Consider the following 17397-nt stretch of genomic DNA (forward strand, 5'->3'; position numbering starts at 1 on the left):
TGGCATTACATCGCACCGGGAAAGCCAATGCAGAATGGGTTCGTCGAGAGTTTCAACGGGCGGATGCGCGATGAACTGCTCAACGAGACCATGTTCCGCAACCTGGCACACGCGCGCGTCGTGATCGCCGCATGGGTCGAGGACTACAACACCGAACGCCCGCATTCGGCCTTGGATTACCAGACCCCGGTCGACTACGCGCGGACCCTGACCACCGCAATCGCCCGTCCCGCTGCGCGAGATGATAGCTCCGCGCGTCGGGCGATTGCTCAACCTGCGCCAACCGGCGTAAACACCAATTGGGCTCCGGTCGCGGCTGGATGAAAGTTCAGTGGCAGGTCACGAGGGGTAAGCAACTTTTCGACGCGATGACATGGTGCACTACCGACTACTATGTGAAGGCGAAATCTGGCCAACCCTTTGAGGCCCGGGGTATCATGGTTATCGGGGAATCCCGCCAAGGAAAGTCGAAAGAAATTGAGCGGCTCCGAGAGAAGTTCAACGACGGGACGGTGATTATGCCCGACGGGCGACCGGCCAAGATCCTTCACTGCATACTCTCAGGCAAGATCACGTGGAAAGATCTGGGCCAAAAAATTCTCGACCTCCTTGGCTACTCCCTAAAAGGGCGAAGGACCCAAGCCGAGATTTGGGAGAAAGTCATCAAATACGCCGAACTGCAAGGTGTGGTGGGCATTCATTTCGACGAATGTCAGCACGTCTTCGTCGAAAAGAGCTACCGAACCAACCAGCAGATACTCGACAGTTTCAAAACCCTCCTGAAAGAGTCCCGCTGGCCTTTGATGCTAATCTTGTCTGGTGTTCCGAGCCTGGCGCTGCACATTGCTCGGGAGGAACAACTTTCATTCCTCCTCAGGACCGTTCGTTTCGAGAGCATCGACATGGAAAAACAAGGCGATCTCGATGAGATGCTACAGCTGACGTTTACTTACGCCGAAAGAGCCGGACTGGATTTCGAACCGCTCGGAACTAAAGACTTCTTGGAGCGGCTTGCCTTTGCCTGCTGCAACCGCTGGGGCCTGGTTATCGAAATGCTGATTGAAGCTTTCACCTATGCTCAATTAAATGGCGACGAGGTCTGCGCTATAGATCATTTTGAACATGCCTACGCGAAGGCTTATTCGGCCCCGCTTGGATATTCCCCATTCACCATGCCGGACTATCGCGACGGGTTCGATCACGAACGAATGATGGAACTGCTCCTTCGCACTTAACTCCTCGACATCAGTAACAAGACATCAGGCCCGCTTCAGCGGGCCTTTTTCTTTGCAAGCCCTCCGGTGTAGGTGCGCATGCTTTTGATGTCAGTGCGCACGCTTTTCCCTGACCGGAAAAAGGGTGTCCATTTAACTGAATGAAAACAGTTGGTTGTAGTGTGGTCGAATCACCCTCTATCGCTGGATGCGCACGCTTTTGGTGATTTGGCACATGTTGCCACGCATGGCCACGCCCCTGCGTCACGTGCGCCGACTGGCCTGGGCCGCCGAGAGCGCAGTCAGCTTTCCGGCGAATAATGGGCGAGGAACATGTCCACGCAATCGGCAATGACGCTGCCTGCGTTTTCACCGGCCTGCGTTCCCAGCAGGAATTGCGGCCAGACCAGGAAATGCTTGACCATCGACAGGAGCTGACCGGCCGCGAAACCGGGCTCGCCCTGCCGCAAGGCGCCCGCCTGCATGGCCTCTGCGATCAGCCCCGAGATCGGGCCGTCCTGCAAGGCGGCCTTGTCAAAGAAGGCGCGCGCCAGCACCTGGTCGCGCAGAAGCTCGGACAGCACCAGCCGGTTCAGCCCCATGTAATGCTCACCGGTCAGATGCGAGATGTAATCCTCCACCGCCGCGATCAGCTGCGCGCGCAGCGGCGCCTCCGGGTGATAGCGCAGCCTCGGTGCGGCCGCGATCTCGTCGAGAAGGATGTCGGTGATGGCCTGAAACAACACCTCCTTGCTTTCGAAATGCTTGTAGAGCGTGCGCTTCGACACTTCCGCCAGTTCGGCGATTCGGTTCACCCGCGCGGCGGGAAAGCCCTGCTCCCGGAACTCCTGAATCGCCGCATCGAGAATATCTTTTCGTTTCTTTTCAGTCAGTTTCATCTCTTTTGCCCGGTTTGGATCGAAAAATGTAAACATCAGGGTTTACACGTATCGCTGCCGCTTCTATGTAAACACCAAGGTTTACCAACGCAAGCGCCACGGCGCGAAAGGAGCCAGGATGAAATACAAGCAACTCGGACAGACCGGCCTTTACGTTTCGGAGCTGACACTGGGGACGATGACCTTTGACACCGAGGGCGGCAGCTATGCCGGGTTGATCGGCGCCACCGGGCAGGATCTGGCCACCCGCATGGTCGACCTGTCGATCGAGGCGGGGATCAACATCTTCGACACCGCCAATGTCTACAGCTCCGGCGTCTCGGAAGAGATGCTGGGCAAGGCGCTTGGCGCGCGGCGGCAGGACGTGCTGATCGCCACCAAGGTCTACAACACCATGACCACCGGGCCGAACGATCTGGGCACCAGCCGGCTGGCCATCATGCGCGAAGTCGAGGCCAGCCTGAAACGGTTGGGCACCGATTACATCGATCTCTACCAGGTGCATAATTTCGACATCACCACGCCGCTGGAAGAGACGCTGCGCGCGCTCGATGACCTCGTGCGCCAAGGCAAGGTGCGCTACATCGGGCTGTCAAACTTTGCCGGCTGGCAGATCGCCAAGGCCGATGGCATGGCGCGGCTGCTGGGCACCGAGCGGTTCTGCTCGGCCCAGTCCTACTACTCCCTCGTCGGTCGCGAGCTGGAGCGCGAGATTCTTCCGGCGGCGATGGATCTCGGCCTCGGCACCTTTATCTGGAGCCCGCTGGCCAGCGGCTTTCTGAGCGGGAAATACACCCGTGACAGCGAAGCTTCGGGGCGCCGGGCCAACTTTGACTACCCGCCGATCGACAAGGATCAGGGGTTCGACATCGTCGACGTGCTGACGGACATCGCCGAAACCAAGGCCGCCTCGGTGGCGCAGATCGCGCTGGCCTGGCTGCTGCACAAGCCCGGCGTGACCAGCGTCATCGTCGGCGCCCGCAAGGAGGCGCAGCTGGTCGACAACCTCGGGGCCGCCAACATCGCGCTGAGCGAAGAAGAGATGGCACGGCTCGACACGGTAAGCGCGCTGAAGCCTGAATATCCGGGCTACCTGCCGACGTGGAGACGCGGCGACACCCTGTTCGGCATGCTCGACGACTGAGCGAAAAACATCGCGGCCTTCACCGGGCGCCTCTCACACCAAGGATGACCCCCATGAAAGACACTCAATTCGGCCCCGAGGGCTGGACGCCCGAGCGCCTCGGCGACCTCAGCGGCAAGACCTATGTCATCACCGGCGCCAACGCTGGCGCCGGCTTTCAGGCGGCACGTATCCTGCTGGGCAAGGGCGCGGAGGTGGTGATGCTGAACCGCAGCGCCGAGAAATCCGCCGCTGCCGTGGCTGAGCTGAAGCAGGAATTCGGCGCCGACGCCCCGGCGCGCTTCATCCGCATGGACCTGGCCGAGCAGGCCTCTGTCCGCATGGCTGCCGAAGAGGTGCTGAGGACCACCCCGCGCATCGACGCGCTGATCTGCAACGCCGCCATCGCCCAGGTGCCGACCCGCAAGCTGACGCCCGACGGCTTCGAGAGCCAGCTCGGCACCAATCACTACGGCCATTTCACCCTTTGCGGCATGCTCTTCGACCGCATCGAGGCGTCGAAAGGCCGGATCGTCGTCGTCGCGAGCCTCGGCTACAACATGGGGCTGAAGACCATCCGTTTCGAGGACATGAACTGGGACAAGGGCTATGGCCCGAACACCGCCTATTCGCAGAGCAAGCTGGCGCAGATGATGTTCGCCTACGAGCTTCAGGACCGGGCGCAGGCCGCCGGCCGAAAGGTCGCGGTCTATGTCTGCCATCCCGGCTCGTCCCGCACCTCGCTGATCTCGACCAGCGGCGGCTGGGCCACCCGGATCATCTTTGGCCTGATGTCGCTGTCGCCGATGGTGCAATCGGCCGAAAAGGGCGCCTACCCGGAGATCATGTGTGCCACTGAGGACGGCCTGCAACAGCGCGCGCTTTATGGCCCCACCGGTCGCATGGAATTCGTGGGCCCGGTCGGCCAAGGCACGCTGGAGCCGCACGCCCATGACAAGGCAGTAATGGTCAAGCTCTGGGAGCGGAGCGAGCAGGACACCGGTTTCACCTGGGCGTTGTGACACCCGCGTGGCGCCGATCCCTAAAACGAAGGGCAGAACCATGGACATCTTGAAAACAGCGACGGAGTGGACGCGAGCCGAGATGCTCTCTTCCACCGTCTTCATCCTTTTCGCGCTGGCATTTCTTTTGGCCAGCCTGGGGTTCTGGCAGATGGGCAGAACCGATGTGGCGCGGGCCTATGTCATCCCCATGCTGATCGCCGGCACATTGATCCTGATCCTCGGGCTTGGATTGTTCTTTCTCAGTCAGGCCCGGTTGACCGGATTTCCGGCGGCTTATAGCGCCGATCCTGCCGGTTTTCTCACCGCCGAGATCGCGCGGGCCGACAAGGTGCTGAACGACTACCGCATCGCCGTTTATCGCATCTTCCCGGTGATCATCGCCCTCTGTGCTGTCTTGATCCCGTTTCTCGCGGGGCCGATCTGGCGGGCGAGCCTGATTACCACCATCGCCGCGCTGGCGGTCGCCCTTGTGGTCGACACAAACGCCGATGCGCGGCTGCAAGCCTATCGGGCGCAGCTGTCCCTGGCGGGGGCGTCCGGCTGAGGCATTGCGGCTGCGCCGGGCGCCGCGCTCGGGGCGGCCGCTCTGGTGACACACTCCCCGGCGGGGCCTTGCCGCCGGCGAGATGCGGCTCTAAGCCTGCGGCATGCGTATCCTGGAGAATGTCATCACCGACCGCGGATCGAAATACGCGGTCTCGGGCGGGCCCTGTACCTCGGCGGCGGAGGCCAAGGCCTTTATCAAGGCGCTGTGCCGCAACAAGAAATTCGCCAAGGCCACGCATAACACCTGGGGCCTTCTGACCGAAGATGGCCCACTCAAGAACGACGATGGCGAGGCCGGGGCGGGCATGGTCATCTTGCGGATGCTGGAGCGGGAGCGGCTGCACAACCACATTATCGTCGTCACCCGTTGGTTCGGCGGCAAGCACCTGGGCGGAGATCGCTTTCGCCACGTGCAGGGCGCGGTGCGGATCTATCTCGACGATCTGGGGACGTCCTGACCGCGGGAACATCGCCACGGCGGCCGGTCTTCGCAGCCGGATGCAATCCGTGTTATGGCATCCGGCGTGCGCCGCGGGGGGCACGTTTTCGGGCCTTGCGGAGCCAATCGACAGATGGACAAGCTTTCCGTCATGCACGCCTTCCGGCGCATCGTTGAACGCGGCAGCTTTGCGCGTGCGGCCGAGGATCTCGGCGTTTCGCCGGCGCTCCTGAGCCGCGAGATCAAGCTGCTGGAGGAAAGCCTCGGCAGCACGCTGCTGACCCGGACAACCCGGTCGATGTCGCTGACCGAGGCGGGGCGCTTGTACTACGACGAGGCGAGCGGCATCCTCGAGGCGGTGACCGGGGTCGAGGCCCGCATCCGCGCCGGCGCCGGGGCGGTGCGCGGGCACCTCAAGGTCAATGCCTCCAGCTCATTCGGCCAGGCCGTCATCGCGCCGATGCTGCCGGGGTTTTTCGCGGCCTATCCCGAGCTTCGGGTCACGCTGTCGCTGGACGACCGGATCGTCGACATGGTCGAAGGCGGCTTCGACCTGTCGATCCGCATTCGCGCCGTCCTGCCGGATTCGGCCTTGCTGGCGCGCAAGATCGGCAGCATCCGGCAGAGGATCTTTGCCGCGCCCGCCTATCTTGACCAGGCCGGCCGCCCTGAGACGCCCGAGGATATCGCCGGCCACCGGGTCGTCGGTTTCCTGCTGGCCGATCACCTGAGCTCCTGGTCGCTGCACGGCCCCGCCGGCCATCGCACGATCGAGCTTGATCCGCCTGTCCGGGTCGGCAACAGCCTGGTGCTGCGCGATCTCTTGATTGCCGGGCAGGGGCTTGGCACCTTGCCGGATTTTGTCTCGAAAGAGGCCGAGGCGCGCGGCGCGCTTGTCCGGGTGCTGCCGGAGTGGGAGCTTCCGGCGCCGGAGGTCTTTGCCGTGACCGGCTCGCGGCTGGGCATGGATGCCAAGGTCACCGCCTTTCTCGATCACCTGCGCGTGGCCATGACCGCCTGACATTCTTCAGCCGGCGTAAAGAATGAAGTGAAAACCCGCCGGTTATTCCGGCCCGCCGCCGGCGCCATTCTCTTGGACAGCGAAACCGCAAACCCCGAGAGGATACCATGACCCGCGTTCTTGTTCTTTATTACTCCAGCTACGGCCATGTCCGCGCGTTGGCACAGGCCGAGGCCGAAGGCGCCCGGAGCCAGCCCGGCGTGCAGGTCGATCTGCGCCGCGTGCCCGACACCGTGCCCGAGGAGATCCGCCGATCCGCCGGCTTTGTCGCCGATGACACCCCGGTGGCGGCGCCGGCTGATCTCGAAGCCTATGACGCCATCATCTTCGGCACGCCGACGCTGTTCGGCATGATGGCCGGGCAGATGAAATCCTTTCTCGATCAGGCCGGCGGGCTCTGGGCGCGCAACGCGCTGGTGGGCAAAGTCGGCGCCGTCTTCGCCTCGACCGGCTCGCAGCATGGCGGGCACGAGGCGACGTTGCTCTCGACGCAGATTCCGCTTCAGCACTTCGGCATGCTGATCGCGGGCATGCCCTATACCTTTGCCGGCCAGACCTCGGCCGAGGGGATCGTCGGCGGCGCGCCTTACGGGGCCGGCACCATCGCCGGCGCGGATGGCGCCCGCACGCCCTCCGAGACCGATCTGGCCGGCGCGCGGTTCCAGGGCGCCCATGTCGCCCGGATCGCCACGCTTCTTTCCGGGGCCGCCCTCGCCGAAGAGGCCGCGTGATGGCTGCGCTGACCGTGGATTTCTTTCATGACGTCGTCTGCTGCTGGTGTTTCAACATCTCGTCGCGGATGCGCGGGCTTGCGGCGGAGTTCGACCTGGATATCCGCCACCGGACCTTTGTGTTGCAGGCGAGCCGGGCGGAAATGGCGGCGCGCTGGGGCACGCCCGAGGACGCGCGCGAAACCATCCTGGGCCATTGGGAGCTGTGCCGGCAGGCCAGCGACCGGCCCGAGCTGGTCGATATCGCGGCCATGCGGGCGGCCCGCTTCGACTATCCCCACGGGCTGATCGCCGCGCAGGGCTGCAAGGCAGCCGAACGGATCGGCGGGCAGGGCGCGCATTGGGACATGTTCGACCGCCTGCAATTCGCGCATCTGACCGAGGCCCGCAATGTCGCGGACCGCGCCACCATCTTTCAGGCCGCCCGAGATCTCGGCTTCGATGCGGCGGCTTTTGCCGGGGCGTTCGAAGACCTGGCCACCAGCCATGCGGTAGAGAAAGACCGGCAACTGGCCCGCAGGCTTCAGGTGCGCGCGGTGCCGACGCTTGTGGTCCGTGAGACCGGCGCCCGGCTGGTCAATGGCCCGGTCGAGGATCTGCGCGCCCAACTGCGCGCGGCGCTGCGGCTTGCGGCGTGAAAGGGGGGCAGATGTTTCTTTCGTTGTTCCGGCCCCGTCCGAGCCGTCGCCGCCGCGCTCCGCGTCGCGTGCCGCCCTGTCTGTTGCGCGACCTCGGCCTCTTGCCCGGGCCGGAAGGGCCGCGCTTTTCCCATCACTGGCCTTGGTAAACCTCGAACAGGAGACATCATCATGTCGCGCACGACCGATATCCTTATCACGGCACTGGCCCCTGCCGTCTGGGGCAGCACCTATCTTGTCACCACCGAGGCGCTGCCGGCCGGCTATCCGGTGACGCTGGCCGCGCTGCGCGCGCTTCCGGCCGGGCTGCTGCTTCTGGCGCTGACCCGGTGCCTGCCACCGCGCATCTGGCTTGGCCGCGTCTTCCTGCTGGGAAGCTTCAACTTCGCGCTGTTCTGGGTGCTGTTGTTCGTCGCCGCCTACCGGCTTCCCGGTGGGGTCGCCGCGACCCTGGGCGCGCTCCAGGCGATGATGGTCATCTTCATGGCCCGTGGCTGGCTTGGTACCGCGATCCGGGCCGGCGCGGTGGCCGCCGCCGCCGCCGGTGTCGCCGGGGTGGCGTTGCTGCTGATCGGCCCCGGGGCCGCGCTCGACCCCATCGGCATTGCCGCCGGCCTGGGGGGTGCCGCGTCGATGGCGGCGGGCACGGTGCTCAGCCGGAAATGGCAGCCGCCGGTTTCCGCCCTCAGCTTCACCGCCTGGCAGTTGACCGCCGGCGGTCTGATCCTTCTGCCGCTGGCGCTGATCGTCGAGCCGCCTCTGCCGGCGCTGACGGTCACCAACCTTGCCGGTCTTGCCTGGCTCGGCCTCATCGGCGCGGCGGCGACCTATGCGATCTGGTTCAGGGGCGTCGCCCGGCTCGAACCCGGCGCGGTTTCCATGCTGGGGATGATGAGCCCGGTGACCGCCGTCATTCTCGGCTGGGTCTGGCTGGGGCAGTCGCTGTCCCCGGTGCAGGGCGCCGGCGCGGTCATCGTCCTTGGCTCGGTCTGGTACGGTCAGCGGGCGAACCGGGTCCGCGCTGCGCCGGGGGCGGACCGCGGGGCCGCTCGCCTGGCCCGAGCCTGACTTCGACCCGGGGGAACTATCGTCCAAGACATCGCATCTAGGGGTCGAGCGGGAATTCGCTCTGCACCCGGTCGCGGGCGTCGCGCAGCGCGGCGTCCAGCTGCGGCCTGACGGCCGCGAAGCGCAGGGTCGGAACCGGAACCGAGATCGCGTGATAATTGCCGCTGAGGTCGCGAAAGGCAAAGCCCGCCGCAGAAATGCCAGGGGTGTGCTCGTCGATGTCATAGGCCAGGCCGGTTTCGCGGATCTCGGCGAGCTTGCGCAGCGTCGCCTGGCGGTCGCTGACGGACAGCGCGCGGGCGGTTTCCTGTTCGATCAGGCGCAAGGCCTCGTCATCGGTCATCAGCGCCAGGCAGGCGCGGCCGTTGGCGGTGGTCGACAGCGGAAAGACCTCGCCCACCGAGGACACCGTGCGCAGCCGGTGCAGGCCGGGCACCTGATCGAGAAAGATCATGCTGCCGTTGCGCAGCACCGCGAGATCGGTGGTTTCGCCGGTTGCCTGCGTCACCTCGTTGAGGATCGCGCGGCAACGTTCGACGATGTTGAAGTTCGCGGCTTCGGCAAAGGCGCCAAGCTCCGGCCCGAGCCGGATGCCGCCGCCTTTCGGGTCCTGGATGATGAACCGCTCTGCGGACAGGGCGCCGGTGATTCGCTGTACCGTAGAGCGGGGCAGGTCGACCCGCGTGGCGATCTGGCCTAGGCTGAGTCCGCCACGTTCCTCTTTGAGAACCCTCAGTATGGCCGCCGCGCGGGCAATGACCTGAATGCCGGAACGGTCTTTTTTGTCTTTTTCTTCAAGCATGTATCATCTGATCCCTTTGCATTCTTCCGGCGTGCGCGCCCAGTGCTGATATAAATTTATGTATCGCAATGCGGTGCACGTCAACCGCATTGTAGGTTTTTTGTTGACCGCATCGTGGTCGATACGTACCGTAATTCGGGACAGAGGGAGGAGCTCTCTGCAAAGTTTTAAGCCAACCGACACCGGCCCTCGCCGGTGAACAGAGAAGGTGAATCCGATGGTCGAGATCCGCGGAATCGAGTTTCAGGCAAATACCGACAACGACATGGGGCTGGAGTTCTACAATCTCAGCCACCGCTTCGGGTTTCAGAACCCCAACTGGCCGTATTTCCAGGATACCAAGATCGAACGTATCCACTACATGGCGAAATCCGGCGTGTTGAGCCAGCGCATCACGACCACGATGCATGCCACCACCCATATCGACGCGCCGGCCCATGTGGTGCAGGGCACGCCCTTCATCGACGAGGTGCCGCTGCCGCATTTCTTCGGCACCGGCCTGGTGGTGTCGATCCCCAAGAAGAAATGGGAGCCGATCACCGGCGAGGATCTGGAGAAAGCCTGCGGCCATGCGATCCGCAAGGGCGACGTGCTGATCATCAACACCGGCTGGCATCATGATTACGAGGACGGCGATTACTTTGCCTATTGCCCCGGTCTGGTGTCTTCGGCCGCCGAATGGATGGTGGAAAAGGGCGTCAAGGTCGTGGGCCACGACACCCAGGCCAACGACCACCCGCTGGCCACCGCGATCGGCCCGCAGCGCAACGGCCCGTTGCTGCCGCATCTGGAAGAGGAATACCGCGAGTGGTCCGGCGGCAACGACTGGAAAGACGATTTCCCCGAATGGGAGCCGGTGCACAACATCCTGTTCAAGAACGGCATCCTCGGCATCGAGAACGTCGGCGGCGACCTTGACGCGGTGACCGGCAAGCGCTGCACCTTCGCCTTCTTCCCGTGGAACTGGGATCGCGGTGACGGCTGCATCATCCGACTGGTGGCGATGATCGACAAATCCCAGGGCTTCCGCATCGACGACGGCGCCGAATTCTGAACCAACGGTGCGCCGTGAAGGCGCACCCTACAGGCACCGCGTAGGGTGCGCATTCATTGAGCACCGCTCCAGAGAGGGACCGCCATGCACATCAAACGTTTCAAGGACGCGCAGCCCTACGAGGCGCCCAATCATTTCGGCTGTCACGGGCTGCGGCTTCAGGGTTTCGAGGAGGGTGGGCCGAAGAACCAGTGGCTCGGCTACAGCCAGTTCCTGCCGGGCGGCGGCGCCGGCCCCGACAGCACCCCCTTCGAGAAGGTCTATGTGCTGCTCGAAGGCGAGATGACGGTGATCATCGACGGCAAGGAGACGGTGCTGCGCCGGATGGACAGCTGCACCATCGCGCCGGGCGAAGTCCGCAAGATCGAGAACCGCAGCAACGACACCTGCAAGATGCTGGTTGTCATTCCCTACCCCCCGGAGGTGTGAAATGAACGCGATGACGAACCCCCTTTCCATGTTCGACGTCAAGGACAAGGTGGCGCTGATCACCGGGGCCTCGGGCGCCTTCGGCATGGTCGCCGCGCGCATCCTCGCCGGGGCCGGATGCAACCTTGTCCTGGCCGCCGGCAACCAGAAGGCATTGGACGCGATCGCCGAGGAATGCCGGACGCTGGGGGCCGCGGTCTGCGCGGTCAATACCCGGCCCAGCGACGAGGGTGCCTGTCAGGCGCTCGTTGACGAGGCGGTGAACACCTTTGGCCAGCTCGACATCCTTGTCGTGGCCTCCGGCATGAACAAGGTCGCGCCGATCAACGATATGGCGCCCGAGACCTTCGAGAGCGTGATGGACGCCAATGTCACGCAAAGCTGGCTGCTGGCCCGTGCCGCCGCCGGGCAGATGAAGGCGCAGGGGCAGGGCGGCAAGATCGTGCTGGTGTCGTCGGCGCGCGGGCTGCTGGGCCATCCGGCCGGCTACACCGCCTATTGCGCCTCGAAGGCCGCGACCGACGGCATCACCAAGGCGCTGGGCTGCGAGCTTGGGCCGACCGGCATCACCGTCAACGCCATTGCGCCCACCGTCTTCCGTTCGCCGCTAACCGCCTGGATGTTCGAGGACACCGAAAAGGCCAAGGAGGTCCGCAAGGGCTTCCTCGCCCGCGTGCCCAAGGGCCGGCTGGGTGAGCCCGAAGACCTGGCCGGGCCGCTGCTGTTCCTCGCCTCCAAGGCGTCAGATTTCTATACCGGGCATATCCTCTATGCCGACGGCGGCTATACGGCGGGCTGAGCGATGGTTCCCAAGAAGCAACAGATGGCCGTCATCGGTGCCGGGCTCATGGGCCATGGCATCGCGCTCACCCTGGCGCGCGCCGGGCAATATGTGACGCTCACCGACCCGCATGAAGAGACGCTGAAATCCGCGCCAAAGCGGATTTCGGACAGCCTCAAGTCGCTGGGCGCCGCGGAAGACGAAATCGCCCGCGCGCTGAAGATGATCGAGCTGTGTTCCTCGGTGCGGGCGGCGGTGAAAGAGGCGGATGTCGTCTTCGAGGCGGCGCCGGAGAAACTCGACCTGAAGCGCAAGATTTTCGCCGAGGTCGAGGCGCACGCCCCAAAGGAGGCGGTGCTGGCGTCGAATACCTCGGTGATTCAGATCACCAGGATCATGGAAGGGCTGAACCTGCGCGAACGGGCGCTGGGCACCCATTGGTGGAACCCGCCGCACATGATCCCGCTGGTCGAGGTGATCAAGACCGAGTGGACCGACGCTGCCGTCGCCGACCGGATGATGGCGCTCCTGGCCAGTGCCGGCAAGACGCCGGTGATGGTGGAAAAGGACGTGCCGGGCTTTATCGGCAACCGGCTGCAACATGCGCTCTGGCGCGAGGCGGTGAGCCTGGTGGAACGCGGCATCTGCGATGCGGAAGCGGTGGATACCGTGGTGAAATCCTGCTTCGGCCGGCGGTTGGCCGTGCTCGGCCCGCTGGAGAACGCCGATCTGGTGGGCACCGACCTGACGCTCGATATTCATGAAAACGTGCTCTTCGACCTGGAGAGCCGGCAGGGGCCGTCGCCCTATCTCAGGCAACTCGTGCAAGAGGGCAAGCTCGGGATGAAAAGCGGCGAGGGGTTCCGCACATGGACCGAGGCCGAGGCCGATGCGGCGCGCGCCCGGGTGGGCCGTCACCTGACGAAACTCGACGGCATTCTCGACTAGGTCAGCAAAAAGCCGGTGGGAGACCGGCGCAAGGGAGGAACCAATGAACAAGTTCAAGACACCATCACGACGCGGCTTTCTGGCCGGGGGCACGGCGCTTCTGGCGGCCCCGGCCATCCTGCGCGGCACCCGCGCCTATGCCCAGACCCCGACGCTGAAAGTCGGCCATGTCAGCCCGCGCACCGGCCCGCTGGCGGGCTTTGCCGAGGCCGACGATTATGTCCTGGCCGCCGTGGCCGACGCCTTTGCCGGCGGCATCGAGAACAATGGCAAGACCTGGAACATCGAGATCATCTCGAAGGACAGCCAGTCCAATCCCAACCGCGCCGCCGAAGTGGCCGCCGACCTGATCCTGGGTGACGAGGTCGACATCATCGTCGCCGCCTCGACGCCCGACACGGTGAACCCGGTGTCGGATCAGGCCGAGATCAACGAGGTGCCCTGCATCACCACCGACTGCCCCTGGCAGCCCTATTTCTTTGGCCGCAACGGCGTGCCGGGGCAGGGGTTCGATTACACCTATCATTTCTTCTGGGGCCTCGAGGACGTGATCGGCGCCTTCCTCGACATGTGGGACCAGTCGGGCGTGCAGAAGGTCGTTGGCGGGCTGTTCCCGAACGATGCCGATGGCAATGCCTGGGGGCATCCCGAGCTGGGCCTGCCGACACCGCTGGCCGCCGCTGGCTACGACCTGACCGATCCCGGCCGCTACCAGCCGCTGACCGATGATTTTTCGAACTACATCAACGCTTTCAAGGAGGCGGGGGCCGAGATCGTCACCGGCAACATGATCCCGCCCGATTTCGCCACCTTCTGGGCGCAGGCGGCGCAGCAGGGCTTCAATCCCAAGGTCGTGACCATCGGCAAGGCGCTGCTCTTCCCTTCGGTCATAGAGTCGCTGGGCGATCGGGGAGACGGGCTTTCCTCCGAAGTCTGGTGGTCGCCGGATCATCCCTTCGCCTCGTCGCTGACCGGCGCGTCGGCCAAGGCGCTTGCCGAGGGATACACGGCAGCCTCGGGCCGGCCCTGGACCCAGCCGATCGGTTTCAAGCACGCGCTGTTCGAAGTGGTCGCGGATGTCGTGCGTCGCGCTGCGGATCTCGAGGATTACGAGGCCATCGCCGCCGCGATCCCCGAGACCAGGCTCGACACCATCGTCGGCCCGGTCGACTGGTCGAACGGCCCGATCAACAACGTCACCAAGACGCCGCTGGTTGCCGGCCAGTGGCAGAAGGAAGGCGAGGGCTTCGACCTCAAGATCGTCGCCAATTCCGCCGCGCCGGATATCCCGCTGACCGGCGAGCTGAAGCTGCTCTGAGTCCAAGGGGCGGCGGCATCCCGCCGCCCGACACCGCGCAGGGGAGACCCCGATGACGCAGATATTGCAACTCGACGCCGTGTCGAAAGCCTTCGGCGCCGTGACCGTCGCTGACGACCTGAGCTATGGGCTCGAAGAGGGTGAGGCGCTGGGCGTGCTGGGGCCGAACGGGGCCGGCAAGACTTCGATGTTCAATCTGATCACCGGCACTTTGAAGCCGGACGCCGGGCGCATCACCTTTGCCGGCGACGACATCACCGCGCTGGGCGCCGCCCGCCGCTCGCGCTCGGGCATTGCCCGCAGCTTTCAGGTGCCACAGCCCTTCACCCACATGACGGTGTTCGAAAATGCCATGGTGGCGGCGACGCAATCGGCCGGGCTTGCGGGGCGCGAGGCCGAGCGGCTCTGCATCGAGGTGCTCGACCAGACCGAGCTTCTGGACAAGGCCAATGACCGGGCCGGGGGGCTGACGTTGCTCAACCGCAAGCGGCTCGAACTGACCCGCGCGCTCTGTGCGAAACCACGGCTCCTGCTCCTTGACGAGATCGCCGGCGGGCTGACCGAGGCGGAATGCACCGCGTTGATCGCCACCATCAAGTCGATCCACGCCAGCGGTGTCTCGATCATCTGGATCGAACATGTGGTGCATGCACTGATGGCCGTGGTCGAACGGCTGATCGTGATCGATTTCGGCCGCAAGATCGCCGAGGGCGAGCCAAAGGCGATCATGGACAGCCCCGAGGTGCAGGAAATCTATCTGGGGATCGAAGCCGATGCCTGACCCAATTCTCAAACTGAACGGTCTCGATGCCTTCTACGGCGATTTCCAGGCGCTCTATGGCGTCGAGCTGAGCGTGCATGAGGGCGAGGTTCTGGCCATCATCGGCGCCAATGGCGCGGGCAAGACAACCATGCTGCGCTCGATCTCCGGGCTGATCACCAATGACGCGGCGCAAATCTCCTATCGCGGCCAACAGATCGGCAATGCCCGCCCCGACGTGGTGGCGCAGATGGGGCTGGCGATGGTGCCCGAGGGCCGGCAGCTTTTCCCGTCGCTCTCGGTCGAGGAAAACCTGATGATCGGCGGCCGGGTGAACCGCAAGGGGCCGTGGAATCTGCGCCGTGTCTATGACCTTTTCCCGATCCTCGAAGAGCGGCGCGCGCAGGCCTCGACCTCGCTCTCGGGCGGTCAGCAGCAGATGGTCGCCATCGGCCGCGCGCTGATGTCGAACCCGGATCTGATCATGTTCGACGAGATCAGCCTCGGCCTCGCGCCCGTCATCATCCGCGACATCTACAAGGCGCTGCCGGGGATTGTCGGCGGCGGCATGTCGGCGGTGATCGTCGAGCAGGACATCACCAAGGCGCTGGCGGTCTCGTCCCGCGTCTATTGCCTGCAAGAGGGCCGGGTGTCGCTCGAAGGCAGGTCCGACACCGTCTCGCGCGACGAGATCGCGCGCGCCTATTTCGGAGTGGAATGACATGGATTTCGTGAACGCCCTGGTTCAGGGCACGCTTCTGGGCGGGCTTTATGCCCTCTTCGCCGCCGGGCTCAGCCTGATCTTCGGGGTCATGCGGCTGGTCAATATCGCCCATGGCGACTTGATCGTGCTGGCCGCCTACCTCGGGCTGACGACGACGGTGGCGCTGGGGGTGCATCCGTTGGTGGCGCTGATCGTGGTGGTGCCGGCGATGGCAGGCATTGGCTATGTGCTGCAACGGGCGGTGCTGAACCACACGCTGGGCGACGACATCCTGCCACCCTTGCTGGTGACGTTCGGCCTGTCGGTCATCATCCAGAACGCTTTGTTGGAAGGCTACAGCGCCGACCCGCAGAAGATGGACGCAGGCGCGCTCGAGACCGCCTCGGTGGCACTTGGCCCGCTGTCGCTGGGGGTGCTGCCGCTCCTGACCTTCGCCATTGCCGTGGCGGTGATCGCGGGGCTGCAATGGTGTTTCTACCGCACGCCACTGGGCCGCGCCTTTCGCGCCACCTCGGACAATCAGGACATCGCCCAACTCATGGGGCTGAACAAACGCCATGTCTTCGGCCTTGCCATGGCGCTGGCGCTGGCAGTGACGGCGGTGGCCGGCATTCTGCTGGGCATCCGCACCAGTTTCGACCCCTCGGTCGGCGGCGGGCGCCTGATCTTCGGCTTCGAAGCGGTGATCATCGGCGGGCTGGGCAACCTCTGGGGCACTTTGGTTGGCGGCGTGATCCTCGGCGTGGCCCAGACCGTGGGCGCGACGATCAACCCGGGCTGGCAGCTTCTCGCGGGCCATATCGCCTTTCTCGTCATCCTTGCCGTGCGTCCCAACGGCCTGTTCCCGAGGATCTCGGCATGAGCACTGACATTCGCATAAGCCGCACCTCCAACGCTGCGAAAGTGGCCGCCGTTCTGGGCGCGCTGATCGTGGTGATCCTGATCGCCGCACCCTATTGGGCGGGCCGGGCCGACCTGCGGCTGATGGGCGAGATCTTCCTCTACCTCGCGCTGGCCTCGCTCTGGAACCTGCTGGCGGGCTATGCCGGGCTGGTCTCGGTCGGGCAGCAGGCCTATGTGGGTTTCGGCGGCTACATGCTGTTTGCGCTGACCATCTTTTCGGGCCTGCCGCCGCTGGTGGCCATCGCCTTGGCGGGTCTGCTGGGGGCGCTGATCTCGATCCCCGTCGCGGCGCTGATCTTTCGCCTGCGCGGCGCCTATTTCGCCATCGGCACCTGGGTCATGGCCGAGGTCTTCCGGCTGGTCTTTGCCCAGGTCTCGGCGCTGGGCGGCGGATCGGGCACCTCGCTGCCCACCGATATCGTGCGTTCCATGGCTGACGGCCGTTCGGCGCGCGAGGCGCTGTCTTACTGGCTGGCTCTGGGCGCGGCGCTCATCGTCGTCACGGCCGTCTACCTGCTGCTGCGCTCGCGCAAGGGGCTGGCGCTGACCGCGATCCGCGACAACGAACTGGCCTCGGCCTCGCTCGGGATCGACATCTGGCGCACCAAGTTCTTTGTCTATGTCGTCACCTCAGGCCTGACCGCCATCGTGGGGGCGCTGATCTTCCTGCAAAAGCTGCGGATCTCGCCCGATGCCGCCTTCAGCGTCAACGACTGGACCGCCTTTGTCATCTTCATTGTCGTCATCGGCGGCATCGGCACCATCGAGGGCCCGATCATCGGCACCATCGTCTTTTTCCTGCTGCGCGAAACCCTGGCCGATCTGGGCACCATTTACCTGATGGTTCTCGGCCTTGTGGCCATCGTGGTGATGTTGAAGGCGCCGCAGGGGGTCTGGGGCTTCATCCGACACCGTTTCGATCTGCAACTCTTCCCGCTCGGCTATCGCGTCGAGCGGTCCAAAGACAGTTAAGG

The 17397-nt window shown here is 64.6% G+C and carries 21 protein-coding genes; 19 read left to right on the forward strand and 2 right to left on the reverse strand.

Translation table 11 applies throughout. The features are described from left to right. Window positions 1-324: integrase core domain-containing protein (locus tag BMW90_RS20925; protein ID WP_139211136.1), on the forward strand; the 324-nt coding region annotated here is incomplete at its 5' end. Then, a complete protein-coding gene (locus BMW90_RS20930; RefSeq protein WP_074838851.1) occupies window positions 321-1235 on the forward strand; it encodes an ATP-binding protein in 915 nt (304 codons plus the stop codon). The genes BMW90_RS20925 and BMW90_RS20930, both read left to right, overlap by 4 nt. Before the next feature lie 281 nt (window positions 1236-1516). Here the strand turns inward: BMW90_RS20930 and BMW90_RS20935 are convergent, their stop codons facing one another. Then, on the reverse strand, window positions 1517-2113 hold the full coding sequence (locus BMW90_RS20935) for a TetR/AcrR family transcriptional regulator (protein ID WP_074838854.1): 597 nt from the start codon (window positions 2111-2113) through the stop codon (window positions 1517-1519). A gap of 118 nt (window positions 2114-2231) precedes the next feature. Between BMW90_RS20935 and BMW90_RS20940 the strand changes: the two genes are divergently transcribed. The 8 genes from BMW90_RS20940 to BMW90_RS20975 all read left to right on the forward strand — a co-directional run bounded on the left by BMW90_RS20940 (window position 2232) and on the right by BMW90_RS20975 (window position 8704). Beyond that, window positions 2232-3257 (forward strand): aldo/keto reductase, encoded by a 1026-nt coding sequence (locus BMW90_RS20940; protein WP_074838856.1) that lies wholly within the window; start codon window positions 2232-2234, stop codon window positions 3255-3257. Window positions 3258-3310: 53 nt separating this feature from the next. After that, on the forward strand, window positions 3311-4258 hold the full coding sequence (locus BMW90_RS20945; protein WP_074838859.1) for an SDR family oxidoreductase: 948 nt from the start codon (window positions 3311-3313) through the stop codon (window positions 4256-4258). 40 nt (window positions 4259-4298) lie between these two features. Continuing rightward, the gene (locus BMW90_RS20950; RefSeq protein WP_074838861.1) at window positions 4299-4805 is read left to right on the forward strand and encodes a hypothetical protein; all 507 of its coding nucleotides are present in this window, start codon (window positions 4299-4301) and stop codon (window positions 4803-4805) included. A 103-nt stretch (window positions 4806-4908) separates the two neighbouring features. Next, window positions 4909-5265 (forward strand): YigZ family protein, encoded by a 357-nt coding sequence (locus BMW90_RS20955; protein WP_074838864.1) that lies wholly within the window; start codon window positions 4909-4911, stop codon window positions 5263-5265. A 114-nt stretch (window positions 5266-5379) separates the two neighbouring features. Beyond that, a complete protein-coding gene (locus tag BMW90_RS20960; RefSeq protein WP_074838867.1) occupies window positions 5380-6267 on the forward strand; it encodes a LysR family transcriptional regulator in 888 nt (295 codons plus the stop codon). 107 nt (window positions 6268-6374) lie between these two features. Continuing rightward, window positions 6375-6998, forward strand: a complete 624-nt coding sequence (gene wrbA, locus BMW90_RS20965) for an NAD(P)H:quinone oxidoreductase (RefSeq protein WP_074838869.1) — start codon at window positions 6375-6377, stop codon at window positions 6996-6998. After that, entirely contained in the window at window positions 6998-7636 is a 639-nt protein-coding gene (locus BMW90_RS20970) for a DsbA family oxidoreductase (RefSeq protein WP_074838872.1), read from the forward strand. The genes wrbA and BMW90_RS20970 overlap by 1 nt, the downstream gene beginning before the upstream one ends. Before the next feature lie 171 nt (window positions 7637-7807). Then, window positions 7808-8704: an EamA family transporter gene (locus BMW90_RS20975; protein WP_074838875.1), complete on the forward strand. Its 897-nt coding sequence runs from the start codon at window positions 7808-7810 to the stop codon at window positions 8702-8704. 37 nt (window positions 8705-8741) lie between these two features. Here the strand turns inward: BMW90_RS20975 and BMW90_RS20980 are convergent, their stop codons facing one another. Then, window positions 8742-9506, reverse strand: a complete 765-nt coding sequence (locus BMW90_RS20980) for an IclR family transcriptional regulator (RefSeq protein ID WP_048532580.1) — start codon at window positions 9504-9506, stop codon at window positions 8742-8744. A gap of 217 nt (window positions 9507-9723) precedes the next feature. Here BMW90_RS20980 and BMW90_RS20985 point away from each other — a divergent pair, with 217 nt between their 5' ends. From BMW90_RS20985 to BMW90_RS21025, 9 genes are all read left to right on the forward strand, one after another. Further along, entirely contained in the window at window positions 9724-10560 is an 837-nt protein-coding gene (locus BMW90_RS20985) for a cyclase family protein (RefSeq protein WP_074838878.1), read from the forward strand. A gap of 84 nt (window positions 10561-10644) precedes the next feature. After that, window positions 10645-10989, forward strand: coding sequence for a cupin domain-containing protein (locus BMW90_RS20990; RefSeq protein WP_074838882.1), 345 nt, complete (start codon window positions 10645-10647; stop codon window positions 10987-10989). A 1-nt stretch (window position 10990) separates the two neighbouring features. Further along, window positions 10991-11788 carry an SDR family NAD(P)-dependent oxidoreductase gene (locus BMW90_RS20995; RefSeq protein WP_074838884.1) on the forward strand — a complete coding sequence of 266 codons (798 nt, stop codon included), beginning with the start codon at window positions 10991-10993 and terminating at the stop codon, window positions 11786-11788. 24 nt (window positions 11789-11812) lie between these two features. Continuing rightward, on the forward strand, window positions 11813-12718 hold the full coding sequence (locus BMW90_RS21000; RefSeq protein ID WP_211568988.1) for a 3-hydroxyacyl-CoA dehydrogenase family protein: 906 nt from the start codon (window positions 11813-11815) through the stop codon (window positions 12716-12718). Window positions 12719-12761: 43 nt separating this feature from the next. Then, complete coding sequence (locus BMW90_RS21005; protein WP_074838890.1) at window positions 12762-14036, forward strand: ABC transporter substrate-binding protein; 1275 nt, start codon at window positions 12762-12764, stop codon at window positions 14034-14036. Window positions 14037-14088: 52 nt separating this feature from the next. Then, entirely contained in the window at window positions 14089-14817 is a 729-nt protein-coding gene (locus BMW90_RS21010; RefSeq protein ID WP_074838892.1) for an ABC transporter ATP-binding protein, read from the forward strand. After that, a complete protein-coding gene (locus BMW90_RS21015) occupies window positions 14810-15517 on the forward strand; it encodes an ABC transporter ATP-binding protein (RefSeq protein ID WP_074838895.1) in 708 nt (235 codons plus the stop codon). The genes BMW90_RS21010 and BMW90_RS21015 overlap by 8 nt, the downstream gene beginning before the upstream one ends. 1 nt (window position 15518) lies before the next feature. After that, window positions 15519-16382 carry a branched-chain amino acid ABC transporter permease gene (locus BMW90_RS21020; RefSeq protein WP_048532569.1) on the forward strand — a complete coding sequence of 288 codons (864 nt, stop codon included), beginning with the start codon at window positions 15519-15521 and terminating at the stop codon, window positions 16380-16382. Continuing rightward, window positions 16379-17395 (forward strand): branched-chain amino acid ABC transporter permease, encoded by a 1017-nt coding sequence (locus BMW90_RS21025; protein WP_074838897.1) that lies wholly within the window; start codon window positions 16379-16381, stop codon window positions 17393-17395. The genes BMW90_RS21020 and BMW90_RS21025 overlap by 4 nt, the downstream gene beginning before the upstream one ends. Window positions 17396-17397 lie beyond the last annotated feature (2 nt).

This window comes from Marinovum algicola (assembly GCF_900109145.1).
GTDB classification, from domain to species: Bacteria; Pseudomonadota; Alphaproteobacteria; order Rhodobacterales; family Rhodobacteraceae; genus Marinovum; species Marinovum algicola.